This is a genomic window from Bordetella sp., from assembly GCF_051960075.1.
In the GTDB taxonomy this organism is placed as follows: Bacteria; Pseudomonadota; Gammaproteobacteria; order Burkholderiales; family Burkholderiaceae_B; genus Bordetella.
The window spans coordinates 1-15,704 of sequence record NZ_JBQCER010000048.1; the positions used below are offsets into that span (position 1 = coordinate 1).

Genomic DNA, 15,704 nt, shown 5'->3' on the forward strand with positions numbered 1-15,704 from the left:
ACCGTGCGCGGTCATTGGCGCGACGACGGCGGTGCCGGCACCGCCGATCTGCAGGGCAAGATCGCGCGCATGTCCGCCCCGGCCATTGCGCGCTATCTGCCGCGGGTCGTCGATCCGAACGTGCGTCAATGGATGACCGCCGGCCTGCTCGCGGGCGAGATTCGCAACGGCACGGCCACGCTCAAGGGACGGCTCGGCGATTTTCCGTTCTCCAGGCCCGGCAGCACCGGCACATTCCGTGTAGCGGGTCATTTCCAGGGCATGCAGCTCGATTACGCGCCCGCGCACGGCAACGACAAAGGCTGGCCTGCGCTGGCGGGCATGACGGGCACTTTCGCGGTGGACAAGGCCAGCCTCGTGCTGGATAGTGCCGGCGGCTCGATGCAGACCGCACCGGATCAATCGGTGACGCTATCTCGCGTGCACGCGTCGATTCCCGACATGGAGCACGACGCGCAGCTGAATGTCGAGGGCGACAGCACAGGGGCCGTGCCGGCCTATCTCGCGATGGCGACCCATGCGCCCTTGGGCAAGCTGCTCGACGGCATGCTGGATCGCGCCGACGGCTCGGGCGACTGGGGCGTATCCCTGAAGCTGCGCATACCGCTGCTGCACGTCGCGGATACGCAGGTGGACGGCCACATCCTGTTCCAGGGCAATACGTTCCGCTTCATGCCCCAGCAGCCCGTCATGGGCGATCTGCAGGGCGATCTGCAGTTCACCGACCAGGGCATGCAGACTCAGGCGCTGCGCGGCACCTTCCTTGGGGGACCGGTGCAGATGTCGGGCAAGCTCGGGCATGGCGAGGCGCTGAACTTCTCCGGAACGCTGGCGGCCTCGGCGCTGGACGAACTGATCAAGCTGCCGGCCTGGAAGCGTTTCTCGGGCAAGACGGGCTATCAGGGCCGGCTGTCCTACAACAAGGGCGGCCAAGTGGATCTGACGATACAGAGCGATCTGACGGGCCTGGCCATCGATCTGCCAGCCCCTTTGGGCAAGACTGCGTCCGCCGGCATGCCGTTGGCGCTGCAATGGGGCCCGGCCGCCGATCGTGGCCGCGCGGGTCGGCGCTGGCTCTCGGGCAGCGTGAACCGCGACATCAATCTGTTGTTCGAATACGACCCGTCGAATCGTCACGGCGCGTATTTCGCGCGCGGTGCGATCGCCATGAAACAGGCGGCTGCGCTGCCTGCCGGCGGCCTGATTCTGTCGGGCTCGCTGGACACGCTGGACGCCGATGCCTGGGACGAGGCCCTGAAAAGCTTCACGCCTGCTGGCGCCGGCAAGGCCAGGACCCGTTCCGGCTCGGATCCGGCCATCCTGCCGACGCTGGAGCAGATCAATCTGTCGGCGCGCCGCCTGATTGCGGCGGGCCAGGAGTTCGACGATCTGACGCTCTCGGGCCAGCGGCCCGCGCCCGGACAATGGCGGGTATCGATCGACTCCCGGCAGGCCGCGGGCACCCTGGAATGGGCCGAAGCCTCGGGCGCCGCAGCGGGCAAGATCACGGCGCGGTTTAAGCGTCTGGCGCTGGGCAAGGCGGGCGAGGAAGGCAAGGACGACGGCAACCCCCCGGGCAAGAACGGCAGCAATGAACTGTCCGACTTTCCGGGCATAGATCTGCAAGCCACGCAGTTCCTTTTCTACGGACACGACTTGGGCAGCCTGAGCGTGATCGGCACCAATCTCGAGCGCGGCAATCTGTGGCGGCTGGACAAGCTGAGCATCGCCAACGACTCGGCCGCCCTGAACGCCACGGGCACGCTGCGCATGAGCGGCCCGGACCGGGGCCTGACCGCCAATGCCGACATCAATTTCAAGGACCTGGGCGCCGCGCTGGATCGCCTGGACCTGCATCCGGTCGGCGGCGGCCAAGGCACGATCCAGGGCAAGCTGTTCTGGCGCGATCTGCCGTGGCGCCACGACAAGGCCGACATCGAGGGCAATTTTCACGTCGATCTGCAGAAAGGTCGCTTCATCAACGTGAGCTCGCATGCCGCGCGCCTCCTCGAACTGCTCTCGCTGCAATCCATCCAGCGTCTGGCCACGTTCAACACCAATCCGGTCAATCTGCTGCGCCAGGGCTTTCCTTTCGACACGATCACGGGCGACATGCGTGTGTCCAAGGGTGTGATGAATCTGGACGGCTACAAGATCGACGGCCCGTCCGCCGCCATTGCCCTGGAAGGCAAGACCGACATCGTCAACGAAACCTGGGATCTGCACGCGGTGGTGGTGCCCAATCTGGACGCCAGCGGCGCGGCCATTGCGGCGGCCGTGCTCAATCCGGTAATCGGCGTGGGCGCTTTCATCACGCAATGGCTGCTCAAGAAGCCGTTGGCGCGCGCCCTGGCGTCGGAGTATCACGTCACCGGCAGTTGGGACGATCCCAAGGTCAATGACGTGCAGGCGCCATTGCCCGACGCGAAAGCCGCACCGGTCGGTCATTGATTGCCGTGCGTGCGGCCAGCCGGCGGCGTCATGGTGCGATCGAACGCGGCTGCGGCCCATGAAAAAAACCGCTCCTTGGAGCGGTTTTTTTCATGGGGGGAAAGCAGACTCAGCGCTTCATCATGTCGAAGAATTCGGCGTTGGTCTTGGTCGCCTTCATCTTGTCGAGGATGAATTCCATCGACTGGACCTCGTCCATGTCGTGGATGAACTTGCGCAGCACCCAAACCTTCTGCAGCAGGTCGGGCTTGATAAGCAGCTCTTCGCGGCGCGTACCCGACTTGTTCAGGTTGATGGCCGGGTAGACGCGCTTTTCGGCCAGGCGCCGCTCCAGGTGCACTTCGGAGTTGCCGGTGCCCTTGAATTCTTCGTAGATGACTTCGTCCATGCGGCTGCCGGTCTCGATCAGCGCCGTGCCCAGGATGGTGAGCGAGCCGCCTTCTTCCAGGTTGCGCGCCGCGCCGAAAAAGCGTTTGGGGCGCTGCAGGGCGTTGGCGTCCACGCCGCCGGTCAGCACCTTGCCCGAGGCCGGCACCACCGTGTTGTAGGCGCGCGCCAGGCGAGTGATGGAGTCCAGCAGGATCACCACGTCCTTCTTCATTTCGACCAGGCGTTTGGCCTTTTCGATGACCATCTCGGCCACTTGCACGTGGCGCGTGGCGGGTTCGTCGAAGGTCGAGGCCACCACTTCGCCGCGCACGGTGCGCTGCATTTCGGTCACTTCTTCGGGGCGCTCGTCCACCAGCAGCACGATCATCACCGCGTCGGGGTAATTGGCGGTGATGGCGTGCGCAATGTGCTGCATCATCACCGTCTTGCCGGACTTGGGCGAGGCCACGATCAGGCCGCGCTGGCCATGGCCGAGCGGGGCGAAGATGTCCATGATGCGGCCGGTGAGGTTTTCTTCGCTCTTGATGTCGCGTTCGAGGCGCATCACGCGGTCCGGGTGCAGCGGCGTGAGGTTTTCGAACATGATGCGGTGCTTGGCCGCTTCGGGCAACACGCCGTTGATCTTGTCGACCTTGACCAGGGCGAAATAGCGTTCGCCGTCTTTGGGCACGCGCACTTCGCCTTCGATCGAATCGCCGGTATGCAGGTTGAAGCGGCGGATCTGCGAGGGCGAGATGTAGATGTCGTCGGTGCTGGCCAGATAGGACGTGTCGGGCGAGCGCAGGAAGCCGAAGCCATCGGGCAGCACCTCGAGCACGCCGTCGCCGAAGATCTGCTCGCCCTGTTTGGCGCGCCGCTTCATGATGGCGAACATCAGCTCTTGCTTGCGCAGGCGGTTGGCGTTTTCGATTTCGAGGCCTGCGGCCATTTCCAGCAGCTGCGAGACGTGCTGCGCCTTGAGTTCGTTCAGATGCATTGCGGTGGGGAGGTAATGAGGAGATGGATTGGCAGGCAGCGGACGCGCCTACGCGGTGATTGTCTTGCTTGATCGTTTTTGGAGTTGGCGACCGGGCCGCGCTGACGCGACAGGCCCCGGGCCGTGCATGCATGAGCAAGGCCGCAAAGCCTCGCTACCCCCAAAGTGTACCTCGGGGGATCGCACACAATGAGGCTATTTTACAACGCGCCGTTCAGGAAGGCGGTGAGTTGCGACTTGGACAGGGCGCCCACCTTGGTGGCGGCGGCTTGGCCGTTCTTGAACAGCATCAGGGTGGGAATGCCGCGGATGCCGTATTTGGCGGCCGTGTCGGGGTTGGCATCGACATCGACCTTGGCCACGGTGAGGCGGCCGGCGTACTCGCCGGCGACTTCTTCGAGGATGGGGGCGATCATCTTGCAGGGGCCGCACCAGGTGGCCCAGTAATCGACCAGCACGGGCTGGGAGGACTGGATCACGTCGGTGTCGAAGCTGGCATCGCTGACGTGTTTGATTTGGTCGCTCATAGTGTTTCTCGGAGGTGCTCGGATAATCGAGAGGGAATGCTGATGCGTTCAAGCATAGCACTGTTGATAACGACAGAAGTCGGGTTTCCACTAGCTCTAGTGAGGACTTTCCGGCGGGTTTCAAGGGCGATCGCAGAGATTATTCTGCGCTTCGCGTTGAACCGTTGCACTTTTTGCAGCAGTTTGATTTCTATCTGGTTTTATATGGGGACTGATAGGGTTTTTTCATTCGTCCAGATAGGGGCCACATACGACCGATTATGATTCTGCCGCGCTAGTCAATAAAATTTCCGAGGACAACTTGGCCACACCGCGTTACACCGAAGCATCGATCCGAGTGCTCAAGGGCCTGGAGCCCGTGCGCCAGCGTCCGGGTATGTACACCCGCACCGAAAACCCCCTGCATATCGTGCAGGAGGTTATCGACAATGCGGCCGACGAAGCCCTGGCAGGGTTCGGCAAGCAGATCCAGGTCACCCTGCATGGCGACGGCAGCGTGTCCGTGGAGGACGACGGCCGCGGCATTCCGGTCGGCCTGCATCCCGAGGAACAGGTCCCGGTGGTCGAGATCGTGTTCACCCGGCTGCACGCCGGGGGCAAGTTCGACAAGGCGGCCGGCGGCGCCTATGCCTTTTCCGGCGGCCTGCACGGCGTGGGCGTGTCGGTGACCAACGCCCTGGCGACCCGGATGGAGGTGACCGTCTGGCGCGACGGCGGCGCGCACCGCCTGGTGTTTCGCAACGGCGACGTGGCCGAACCGCTGGCTGCGATCGATGCCGCCGGCAGGAAAAAATCCGGCACCCGCGTGCAGGTCTGGCCCGACCCCAAGTATTTCGACAGCCCGGCCATTCCGCTGAACGAATTGACCCACTTGCTGCGCAGCAAGGCCGTGCTGCTGCCCGGCGTGAAGGTCACGCTCAAGAACGAAAAGACCGGCGACACCAAGATCTGGCAGTACGCCGACGGCCTGCGCGGCTATCTGGCCGAAGCCCTGGCCGGCGCCGAACTGATGATCCCCTTCTTCGAGGGCCAGCAGTACGCCGACGCCGACCATGAAACCTTCGCCGAAGGCGAGGGCGCCCAGTGGGCCGTGGCCTGGACCGAGGACGGCAACGTGGTGCGCGAATCCTACGTCAATCTGATTCCCACGCCGGCCGGCGGCACGCACGAATCGGGCCTGCGCGAGGGCCTGTTCGGCGCGGTCAAGAGCTTCGCCGAGCTGCATGGCCTCTTGCCCAAGGGCGTGAAGCTGCTACCCGAGGACGTCTTTGCCCGCGCCAGCTTCGTGCTCTCGGCCAAGGTGCTGGACCCGCAGTTCCAAGGGCAGATCAAAGAGCGCCTGAACAGCCGCGATGCCGTGCGCCTGGTCGGCGGTTTCTGCAAGAGCGCGCTCGACCTGTGGCTCAACAGCCATGTCGAATACGGCAGAAAGCTGGCCGAACTGGCCATCCGCCAGGCCCAGGCCCGCGCCCGCTCGGCGCAAAAAGTCGAAAAGCGCAAGAGCTCCGGCGTGGCCGTGCTGCCCGGCAAGCTCACCGACTGCGAAAGCTCCGACGCGGCCCGCACCGAGATCTTCCTGGTCGAGGGCGACTCGGCGGGCGGCTCGGCCAAGATGGGCCGCGACAAAGAATTCCAGGCCATCCTGCCGCTGCGCGGCAAGGTGCTCAATTCCTGGGAGGTCGAACGCGACCGTCTCTTCGCCAATAACGAAATCCACGACATCTCGGTCGCCATCGGCGTCGATCCGCACGGCCCCGACGACACGCCCGACCTGTCGGGCCTGCGCTACGGCCGCATCTGCATCCTGTCCGACGCCGACGTCGACGGCTCGCACATCCAGGTGCTGCTGCTCACGTTGTTCTACAAGCACTTTCCCAAGATGGTCGAGGCCGGCAACGTCTACGTCGCCCGTCCGCCCCTGTTCCGCCTGGATGTCCCCGCGGCCGGCAAGCGCCCGCCGCGCAAGCTCTACTGCCTGGACGAAGAAGAACTCAACGCCGCGCAGGACAAACTGCGCAAAGAAGGCGTGCGCGACGGCGCCTGGAGCATCAGCCGCTTCAAGGGCCTGGGCGAAATGAACCCCGAACAGCTCTGGGACACCACGCTCAACCCCGACACCCGGCGCCTGCTGCCCGTCGCCTACGGCAGTCTCTCACCCCAGGAAACGCTGGAAATGTTCGACATGCTCATGGGCAAGGGCGAATCCGCCCAGCGCCGCGCCTGGATCGAGGAAAAGGGCAACCTGGCCGAGCTGGATATCTAAAGCAAGACGAGAGCAAGAGATCAGAAGCCAGCACAGGTACCAGAGGCTGGATACCAGCGACACAGCAGCCGAGGACCCCGGAGCAATCCGAAGCGCGGACGCGGAAGCGGCGAGCATCGGAATTGCGCAGGGCAGCCTCGGCGACTCAAGAACTCAATCGAGCCGCCGCAAGCAATCAAAGCGGCTTAATGAACCCGCGAAATGACCGACACTTCTCAACCCGACTTCTTCGTAGATCAACCCGACGAAGACGAAGCCATCACCCTGGGCCGCTATGCCGAACAGGCCTATCTGGACTACGCCGTCTCGGTGGTGCGCGGCCGCGCGCTGCCCGACGTGGGCGACGGCCAGAAGCCCGTGCAGCGCCGCATCCTGTATGCCATGCAGGCCATGGGCCTGGCCGCCGGCGCCAAGCCGGTCAAATCCGCGCGCGTCGTCGGCGATGTATTGGGCAAATATCATCCCCACGGTGATCAGGCCGCCTACGACGCCATGGTCCGCATGGCGCAGAACTTCTCCCTGCGCTATCCGCTCATCGACGGCCACGGCAACTTCGGTTCGCGCGACGGCGACAACGCCGCCGCCATGCGCTACACCGAAGCGCGCCTGACGCCTTTTTCCAAACTGCTGCTCGACGAACTCGACGAAGGCACCGTCGACTTCATTCCCAACTACGACGGCAGCCAGCAGGAGCCGCAGCAACTGCCAGCCCGCCTGCCCATCGCGCTGCTCAATGGCGCCTCCGGCATCGCCGTGGGCATGGCCACCGAGATGCCCTCGCACAACCTGGGAGAAATCGCGCAGGCTTGCGTGGCCTTGTTGCGCAATCCCAGGCTGCCCGACGACGAGCTTCACGCCCTTGTTCCCGGGCCCGACTTTGCCGGGGGCGGCCAGATCATCACCCCCGCCTCGGACATCAGGCAGATCTACGCCACCGGCCGCGGCTCGCTCAAGGCGCGCGCGCGCTGGCAGTTCGAGGAAATGGCGCGCGGCCAATGGCAACTGGTGGTGCATGAACTGCCGCCCGGCGCCTCGTGCCAGAAAGTGCTGGAAGAAATCGAAGAGCTCACCAATCCCAAGATCAAGGCCGGCAAGAAGAGCCTCACGCCCGAGCAGCAGCAGGTCAAGGGCATGATGCTCAACCTGCTGGATGCCGTGCGCGACGAGTCGGGCAAGGACGCGGCCGTGCGCCTGGTGTTCGAGCCCAAGACATCCAAGGTCGACCGCGACGAGTTCGTCAATACGCTGCTGGCGCAGACCAGCATGGAAAGCAATGTGTCGGTCAATCTGGTGTGCATCGGCACCGACGGCCGGCCGCGCCAGAAGGGGTTGCGCGACATTCTCGTCGAATGGCTGGCCTTCCGCACCGACACCGTCACGCGCCGCACGCGCCATCGCCTGGACAAGGTCATCGACCGCATCCACGTGCTCGAAGGCCGCATGGTGGTCTACCTGAACGTCGACGACGTCATCCAGACCATACGCGAATCGGATGAACCGCGCGCCGCGTTGATGTCGCGCTTCAAGCTTTCCGAGCGCCAGGCCGAGGACATCCTCGAAATGCGCCTGCGCCAATTGGCGCGCCTGGAAGGCATCAAGATCGAGCAGGAACTGGCCGACAAGCGCGCCGAGCAGATCCGTCTGCAGGAACTGCTGGACAACCCGTCTTCGATGAAGCGCCTCATCGTCAAGGAAATCGAGTCCGACGCCAAACAGTACGGCGATACGCGCCGCACACTCATCGAGACCGCCGAGCGCGCCGTGGTCGAAGCCAAGGTGCCCGACGAGCCGGTGACGGTGATCGCTTCGCAGAAGGGCTGGCTGCGCGCCCGCCAAGGCCATGGCCACGACGCCTCGCAGTTCGCGTTCAAACAGGGCGACGACCTCTACGGCGCCTTCGAGTGCCGCACCACCGACACGCTGGTGGCCCTGGCCGACAATGGCCGCGTGTATTCGGTGGCCGTGGCAGGCCTGCCTTCGGCACGCGGCGACGGCCAGCCCGTCACCGCCAAGATCGATCTCGAATCCGGCGCGCGCATCGTGCATATGATCGCCGCGGCGCCCGATACGCGCTGGCTCTTCGCCACGCGCGGCGGCTACGGCTTTGCCGCCGGCCTGGGCGATCTCTTCAGCCGCAACAAAGCCGGCAAGCAGTTCATCACCTTGGAGAAGGGCGACGCCATCCTGCGTCCGGTGCCGCTGTTCGCAGGGGCGGACAAGCTGGCGCTGCTGTCGGCCAAGGGCAAGTTCCTGGTGTTCGGCCTGGACGAGGTCAAGGTTCAGCCGGGAGGCGGGCGCGGCACCATCCTCATGGGCCTGGACGACAAGGACGGTCTGGCGCAGGCGGTGCCTATCGGCGCAGGCGGTTTGCGCGCGACGGGCGTCTACCGCAACAAACCCACTGAAGACATCCTGGCCGGCAGCGATCTGGGCCCGTATCTCGGCAAGCGCGCCCGCAAGGGCAGGCTGCTGGACGTGCGGCCCAAGGATCCCCTGCTGTCGCCGGTCATTTCATGAGCGCGGGCGTGAACTTCCCGGAAAGCTATGGATCGGGGTATGCGGTTTCTGTAGTATCTGTGTATTCGGGTAACGGGTTTTCGATAAGCAAATGCTAGGTCCAAAACTGCGCAGCGCAAGAGTCGACCAATACAAGCCGCTGGGAAACGGCGACCGGCATCTCTACGAAATCGCCCCCCAGATACTGGCGATGATCGAAAAAGAAGCCCCCGGCCTGTCCCGCTGCTTCGCCGTGCCGCAGGTCAGCGCCGACGGCAGCTGGATAGACTGGTATGCGCCTGAGCCGGGCGTCGTCGCATCCTGGGCGGAACTCATGGCGTCCGAGCAGGAAGAGGCCCGGGCGCGTCTGGTCGGCATACGCCATCAGATCGTCAAACTGCAGAAGTCGCTGCAGGACAGCGATGACGCCGACGCGCGCCTGTGCCGCGACATGCTGCCCTGGGTGTTTCATCATCCGGACGCCAGCAATCGCTTCACGGTCAATGACCGACCCGTGCTCACCTTCTGGGGCTTCGCGCACAGATCGGCCCGTGCCGGCCAGGATCCCCTGGATTTCTCCGTCGCCTACTACGCCGATCTCGCCCCGTCGACTGCGCGCCGCGTAGTGCCCGGCGCGAGTTTCGAGGAGTCGGTTCCGTGGTACCGGCGCTGGTGGGTGTGGACGGTCTTGATTCTGGTGGTCTTGGTATCTTTCTTCGGTTTTCCCAACATACCCACCGATCCGAACACAGATTCGAAGCCGGCAGCCGACAGCGCCTCGCCTCCGCTCTCCTCGGACTACGATCAGGCTCAATGCAGGAAAAACTGGGGGCAGTGCGCCAACCGGGGCTGGCGCGGCGGATCCCAATAAATCGTCGAACCCATGACCGCTCATATTTCCAGTCTGCATATCTATCCCATCAAATCCTGCGCGGGCATCGCCCTGCAATCTGCCGAACTTACCCGCGCCGGTCTGGCGCACGACCGGCGCTGGATGCTGGTCGACGCCGCCGGGCAGTTCATGACCCAGCGGCAGTTGCCGCGCATGGCCCTGATCCACGCCGCGCTCGATACGCAGTCGCTGGTGCTGACCGCGCCGGACATGTCGCCGCTGCGCATACCGCTGGACGGCTCGGAGCTGTCGGGCACGGTCGAAAACGTGGTGGTGTGGAGCGCCACGGTGCCGGCGCGGGCCGAAAGCGATCGCGCCAATGACTGGTTCAGCCGCTTCCTCGGCCACGGCTGCCGCCTGTTCAAGGTGGACCTCGAAGCGCGCCGCACGCCCAATCCCGAGTGGGTGAACCGCTGGTTCGCGGCCAACCCCGATCGGGCGGCAGACTTTGCGGGCGAGCACGTGTTCGGTTTCGCCGACGGCTATCCGTTGCTGGTGACCAACCAGGCTTCGCTCGACGAGCTCAACGCCAGGCTGGCCGAGCAGGGCAAGGCGCCGGTGGCGATGGACCGATTTCGTCCCAATATCGTGGTGCACAGCGACGACTGGGCCGCCTGGGACGAGGACCACACCGCGTTTCTGCAGGCCGGCGCAGCAGGCCTGGCGCTGGTCAAGCCGTGCGCGCGCTGCCCCATACCCAACGTCGATCCGCAGACCGCCGCGACCGGCGACGAGCCCGGCGCTACCCTGGCCGTGCTGCATACGAAAGAAACGGGGGTCATTTTCGGCATGAACGCCATCGTGGCGCAGCCGCAGCCGCTCACGCTCAAAATCGGCGACCCGGTCGAAATTTCGCTCGATTTCTGAGTTGGACCGCTCGGTTTGCCGCCGCCGCAGGATGCTGCGTCCGCCGGCGGCCGGGGCGGCAATCCCTTGGGACGGCCCCAGCCGGGGAAGGTAAAATCTCCGTTTTGCCCGGTGGGCACAGGTCTCTTCCGTCTAAGCGCTCATGAGTTTTCAGGTCACCATCCAGTCCACCCATCATCAATTCTCCGCCGAGGCCGATCAATCGGTGCTCGACGCCGCGCTTGCCGCCGGATTGGTGCTGCCCTATAGCTGCCGCACCGGCGCCTGCTCCACCTGCAAGGGCAAGGTCGTGTCCGGCGAGGTCGACGCAGGCCAATATCCCGCGCAGATTCTCTCGCCCGAAGAACTGGCCGAAGGCTACACGCTGTTCTGCCAGGCCCATGCCAAGTCCGATCTGGTGATCGCCGCGACCGAAGTGCGCATGGCCTCCGACATCCAGGTCCGCAAGCTGCCCGTGCGCGTCGTGACCATGGAGCGCGCCACGCCCGACGTGATGCTGCTCAAGCTGCAATTGCCGGCCTCCGAGCAGTTCCGCTTCTACGCCGGCCAATACGTCGAAGTCATCATGAAGAACGGCGACCGGCGCAGCTACTCCATGGCCAACGCGCCGCACTCGGCCGCGCAGCTCGACCTGCACATCCGGCATACGCCCGGCGGCAAGTTCACCGACCACGTGTTCGGCGCCGGCCAGACGCAGATGAAAGAGCGCGAGATCCTGCGTCTGGAGGGGCCTTTCGGTTCCTTCTTCCTGCGCGAAGACAGCGACAAGCCCATCGTGCTGCTGGCCAGCGGCACGGGTTTCGCGCCCATCAAGGCCATTGTCGAGCACATGATCTTCAAGAACATCCAGCGCTCCGCCGTGCTGTACTGGGGCGGCCGCCGCCCGCAGGATTTCTACATGAACGAGCTGGCTCGATCCTGGGAAGCCGCGCTGCCCGGGTTCCGCTACGTGCCCGTGGCGTCCGACGCGCTGCCCGAAGACAACTGGCAGGGCCGCACGGGCTTCGTGCACCAGGCCGTCATGCAGGACTTCCCCGACCTGTCGGGCCACCAGGTCTATGCCTGCGGCGCGCCCGTCATGGTCGATTCCGCCCGCCGCGATTTCTCGGCCACCTGCGCATTGCCGGCCGAAGAGTTCTACGCCGATTCCTTCACCTCCCAGGCAGATCTGGCAAGAATGGCCGGCGCCCAGGGTGCGGGAGCCTGATCCCCAAGCGCGCCGGCCCACCCGAATTCATCAGTGCACAGAGACGAGAAAGCTATGAAAGTCGCAATTTTCGGTAGTGGCATCATCGGCGTGGCGAGCGCCTGGTGGCTCAAGCAGGCGGGGCACGATGTGGTGGTGGTGGACCGCTGCAGCGGTCCTGCGCGCGAGACCAGCCTGGCCAACGGCGCGCAGATCTCCGTCTCCTACGCCGAACCCTGGGCCAATCCCCAGGCGCCGCTCAAGCTGCTCAAGTGGATGTTCCGCGACGATTCGCCGCTGCTGTTCCGGCCGCAGCTCGATTGGCGCCAATGGATGTGGGGGCTGGCGTTTCTGCGCGAGTGCCTGCCTTCGCGCCTGGCGCCCAATATCCGCGCCATGGTCAGGCTGGCCGAGTACAGCCGTTCCACCCTGCAGGGCATGCGCCGCGAGCTGGGCATCGAATACAACCATCTCGAGCGCGGCATCCTCAACTTCTACCGCGATCCGGAAGAGTTCGAGGGCTCGCAGCGTGCCGCCGGCCTGATGCGCGATTTCGGCGTCGAGCGACGCATCGTCAGCGCCGACGAAGTCGTCGCCATCGAACCGGCCCTGGCGCCGCACCGCGCCCAGATTGTGGGCGGCGACTACACGCCCGAGGACGAAACCGGCGACATCCATCTGTTCACCGTCGAGCTGGCCAGGCGCTGCGAGGCTGCCGGCGTGCAATTCCGCTTCGACACGCAAGTCACGCGCCTGCTTACCGCCGGCGGGCAGATCGAGGCGGCCGAAATCATCGGCTCCGACGGCCTGTACGGGCAGATCAAGGCCGACGCCTACGTGGCGGCGATGGGCAGCCATACGCCGCACCTGGTGCGGCCGCTGGGCGTGCCGTGCAACGTCTATCCGGCCAAGGGCTACTCGGCCACTTTCCCGGTGCGTGACCCGCAAGGCGCGCCCATGGTCAGCCTGACCGACAGCAGCTACAAGGTGGTATTCTCGCGGCTTGGCGACCGTCTGCGCATGGCCGGCACCGCCGAGCTGGCGGGCTATGGCCGCGGGCTCAACACCACCCGCTGCGAGGCCATGACCAAGCTTGCCCGCGAACTTTTCCCCGACGCGCTCGACTTCGAGAACGTCAGCTACTGGTCGGGCCTGCGTCCGTCCACCCCCTCCAACGTACCCATCATCGGTCGCACCCGCATCCCCAATCTTTTCCTCAATACGGGCCACGGCACGTTGGGTTGGACGATGGGCGCCGGTTCCGGACGGGTTCTGGCAGACCTCATCAGCGGTCGCAAGCCCGAGCCCGATTTTCCCTTCATAGGTCTGTAGGTATCATGAAGACATCGCAGTTCACCCGCGCCTCGCGCGCATGGCTGGCCGGCGCCGCGCTGGCCGTCCTGACCCCCGTGGCCGCCCAGGCGGCCACCCAGATTCAGGTCTGGCACACGCTCACGGGCGTGAACAAATCCGAGTTCGAAAAGCTCGTCAAGCAGTACAACAAAGAGCAGAGCGGGGTCGAAGTGACCCTGCGCGCGTTCGCGTCCGAAACCGCGCTCAAGCAAGAGGCCGATGCAGCCATCCGTGCCAAGCATGCGCCCAATCTCATGCAGTTGGCCGACAACCACTCGCCCGAGGTCGTGGCCGAACGCGCCGCCATCAAGCCGCTGTACGAACTGCTGGCCAAATACCCCATCAAGGACGCCAAGTGGTACCTGCCCGCCACGACCGAATTCGTGCACGACGCCAAGGGGCATCTGCTGGCCTTTCCCTGGATGGCCGAGATCCCGCTGATGTTCTACAACATCGACGATTACAAGAAAGCCGGCCTTGATCCGAACCAGCCGGCACGCACGTGGGCCGACCTGCAGACCCAGGTCCTCAAGGTGCGCGACCAGGCGCACGTCGATTGCTCCTTCGCCACCAGCCAGGACGTAATGGTGCATATCGAGAACCTGGCTCCGGTGAACAACCAGGCGCTCACCAGCAACGAAAACGGCCTGAGCGCCAGCCGCGCCGCGCCGACCATGGAGTTCGACACGCTGTATATGCGCCATCTGGCGCTGATGGTCAGCTGGGTCGACTCGCAGATGTATCCCAAGCACAGCAACGACCGCAGTTCCGACGCCGCCTTCGCCAGCGGCGAGTGCGGCATTCTGCTGAGCGGCTCGGGCGCGATGGGCGATTTCCAGGCGGCTCGCGGCCTGAATTTCGGCGTGGCGCCGCTGCCTTATTACCCGCAAGCCACGTCTTCGCCGGGCCGTCCGTTCGTCAGCGGCGCGGCGCTGTGGGCCACCGAAGGCCATCCGGCCGACCAGGACAAGGCCACGGCCGAGTTCCTGGGCTGGCTGTCCAAGCCGGTGATCGCCGCCGAATGGACGCAGCACACGGGCTATCTGCCGCTGACCGAAGCCGCCTTCCGCGCGTCGGACGTGTCCTACTACAAGCGCATTCCGGGCGCCCAGGCCGTGATCGCCTCCATGAGCGGCCCCACCCCCGCAACCGGCCGCGGTTTCCGCATCAACAACTACGAGCGCATCCAGGCCGTGTTCGGCAATGCGCTCGACGATGCCTTCGCCGACAAGATGACGCCGATGGCCGCGCTGCAATTGGCGGCCATGCAGGCGCACACGCTGGCCGGCGGCGAAACGGCGATTGCACATCATCCGGCTCCGGTTCATCACCTGGTGGCCAAGAAAAAGCCCGTGGCCAAGAAGTAGCAACGGCCGGGCATCAGGAGACATCTCAATGAGCAGCAAGTCGACGAAACAGATCCTGCGCGAGCAAGTGGCGCGGCGCAACGGCATGATCGTGGCCGGGGCGTTCAACGCCATGAGCGCCAAAGTCGTCGCGGATCAGGGCTTCGAGGCCGTCTACCTCACGGGCGCCGGACTCACCAATATGCACTACGGCGTGCCCGACCTGGGCATCATCGGCCTGCGCGATGTGGCCGATGCTACGGCGCGCATCCGCGATGCGGTCGATCTGCCGCTCATCGTCGATGCCGACACGGGTTTCGGCAACGCGGTCAATGTGTGGCATAGCGTGCGCGCGCTCGAACGCGCCGGCGCCGACGCCATCCAGCTCGAAGACCAGGTCTTTCCCAAGCGCTGCGGCCACTTTGCCGGCAAGGCCGTGGCGCCGCTGTCGGAAATGCTCGACAAGATCCGCGCGGCTACCGACGCGCGGCGCGACGCAGACTTCCAGATCATCGCGCGCACCGACGCGCGGGCGGTCGAGGGGTTCGAGGGCGCCGTCGAACGGGCTGCGCGCTTTGCCGAGGCGGGCGCCGACATTCTCTTCGTCGAGGCCATGACCACCGCGGAAGAAATCCGCGAAATTCCCAAGCGGCTCAACCACCCGCTCCTCATCAATATCGTGGTGGGCGGCAAGACACCCACCATGACGGCCGAGGATCTGGGCAAGCAGGGTTACAGCCTGGTGCTGTACGCCAATGCGGCGCTGCAAGGCGCGGTGCTGGGCATGCAGAAGGCGCTGTCGACCCTGCGCCGCGACGGCAAGCTCGACGAAGATCCCAATCTGCTGGCGCCTTTCAAGGAGCGCCAGCGCCTCGTCAGCAAAGATCTCTACGACGATCTGGAGCAGCGCTACGCCGAGCGTTGATCCGCGTTGCCGGTTCAAGCGGGCGGCCCTGG

General features: G+C 65.0%; 11 protein-coding genes. 9 read left to right on the top strand and 2 right to left on the bottom strand.

The genetic code is table 11. The features are described from left to right. Window positions 1-2,451 (top strand): YhdP family protein (locus tag ACTHJ1_RS06130; protein WP_440189239.1); only part of this gene is annotated, 2,451 nt, incomplete at its 5' end. A gap of 109 nt (window positions 2,452-2,560) precedes the next feature. Here ACTHJ1_RS06130 and rho read toward each other — a convergent pair. Together rho and trxA are read right to left on the bottom strand one after the other, a co-directional pair. Further along, window positions 2,561-3,817 (bottom strand): transcription termination factor Rho, encoded by a 1,257-nt coding sequence (gene rho / locus ACTHJ1_RS06135; RefSeq protein ID WP_440189241.1) that lies wholly within the window; start codon window positions 3,815-3,817, stop codon window positions 2,561-2,563. Window positions 3,818-4,017: 200 nt separating this feature from the next. Then, a complete protein-coding gene (trxA, locus tag ACTHJ1_RS06140) occupies window positions 4,018-4,344 on the bottom strand; it encodes a thioredoxin TrxA (protein WP_440189244.1) in 327 nt (108 codons plus the stop codon). A gap of 301 nt (window positions 4,345-4,645) precedes the next feature. On the opposite strand from trxA, the gene parE reads away from it, so the two are divergent. From parE to ACTHJ1_RS06180, 8 genes are all read left to right on the top strand, one after another. Continuing rightward, complete coding sequence (parE, locus tag ACTHJ1_RS06145; protein WP_440189247.1) at window positions 4,646-6,607, top strand: DNA topoisomerase IV subunit B; 1,962 nt, start codon at window positions 4,646-4,648, stop codon at window positions 6,605-6,607. Between the two features lie 201 nt (window positions 6,608-6,808). Then, on the top strand, window positions 6,809-9,124 hold the full coding sequence (parC, locus tag ACTHJ1_RS06150) for a DNA topoisomerase IV subunit A (RefSeq protein WP_440189250.1): 2,316 nt from the start codon (window positions 6,809-6,811) through the stop codon (window positions 9,122-9,124). 91 nt (window positions 9,125-9,215) lie between these two features. After that, window positions 9,216-9,974 (top strand): hypothetical protein, encoded by a 759-nt coding sequence (locus ACTHJ1_RS06155; protein ID WP_440189252.1) that lies wholly within the window; start codon window positions 9,216-9,218, stop codon window positions 9,972-9,974. A gap of 12 nt (window positions 9,975-9,986) precedes the next feature. Further along, complete coding sequence (locus ACTHJ1_RS06160; protein WP_440189255.1) at window positions 9,987-10,862, top strand: MOSC domain-containing protein; 876 nt, start codon at window positions 9,987-9,989, stop codon at window positions 10,860-10,862. A gap of 142 nt (window positions 10,863-11,004) precedes the next feature. Continuing rightward, on the top strand, window positions 11,005-12,069 hold the full coding sequence (locus ACTHJ1_RS06165) for a CDP-6-deoxy-delta-3,4-glucoseen reductase (protein ID WP_440189258.1): 1,065 nt from the start codon (window positions 11,005-11,007) through the stop codon (window positions 12,067-12,069). A gap of 54 nt (window positions 12,070-12,123) precedes the next feature. Further along, entirely contained in the window at window positions 12,124-13,380 is a 1,257-nt protein-coding gene (locus ACTHJ1_RS06170; RefSeq protein WP_440189261.1) for a D-amino acid dehydrogenase, read from the top strand. Between the two features lie 5 nt (window positions 13,381-13,385). Beyond that, the gene (locus tag ACTHJ1_RS06175) at window positions 13,386-14,768 is read left to right on the top strand and encodes an extracellular solute-binding protein (protein ID WP_440189264.1); all 1,383 of its coding nucleotides are present in this window, start codon (window positions 13,386-13,388) and stop codon (window positions 14,766-14,768) included. A 28-nt stretch (window positions 14,769-14,796) separates the two neighbouring features. Beyond that, the gene (locus tag ACTHJ1_RS06180) at window positions 14,797-15,672 is read left to right on the top strand and encodes an isocitrate lyase/PEP mutase family protein (protein WP_440189267.1); all 876 of its coding nucleotides are present in this window, start codon (window positions 14,797-14,799) and stop codon (window positions 15,670-15,672) included. Window positions 15,673-15,704: the final 32 nt, after the last annotated feature.

What these genes read in the sequence shown, in the direction of transcription:
- ACTHJ1_RS06180 (WP_440189267.1), top strand. Translation starts at nt 14,797, where the DNA reads ATGAGCAGCAAGTCGACGAAACAGATCCTGCGCGAGCAAGTGGCGCGG.
- parC (WP_440189250.1), top strand. Translation starts at nt 6,809, where the DNA reads ATGACCGACACTTCTCAACCCGACTTCTTCGTAGATCAACCCGACGAA.
- ACTHJ1_RS06155 (WP_440189252.1), top strand. Translation starts at nt 9,216, where the DNA reads ATGCTAGGTCCAAAACTGCGCAGCGCAAGAGTCGACCAATACAAGCCG.
- trxA (WP_440189244.1), bottom strand. Translation starts at nt 4,344, where the DNA reads ATGAGCGACCAAATCAAACACGTCAGCGATGCCAGCTTCGACACCGAC.
- rho (WP_440189241.1), bottom strand. Translation starts at nt 3,817, where the DNA reads ATGCATCTGAACGAACTCAAGGCGCAGCACGTCTCGCAGCTGCTGGAA.
- ACTHJ1_RS06160 (WP_440189255.1), top strand. Translation starts at nt 9,987, where the DNA reads ATGACCGCTCATATTTCCAGTCTGCATATCTATCCCATCAAATCCTGC.
- ACTHJ1_RS06175 (WP_440189264.1), top strand. Translation starts at nt 13,386, where the DNA reads ATGAAGACATCGCAGTTCACCCGCGCCTCGCGCGCATGGCTGGCCGGC.
- ACTHJ1_RS06165 (WP_440189258.1), top strand. Translation starts at nt 11,005, where the DNA reads ATGAGTTTTCAGGTCACCATCCAGTCCACCCATCATCAATTCTCCGCC.
- ACTHJ1_RS06170 (WP_440189261.1), top strand. Translation starts at nt 12,124, where the DNA reads ATGAAAGTCGCAATTTTCGGTAGTGGCATCATCGGCGTGGCGAGCGCC.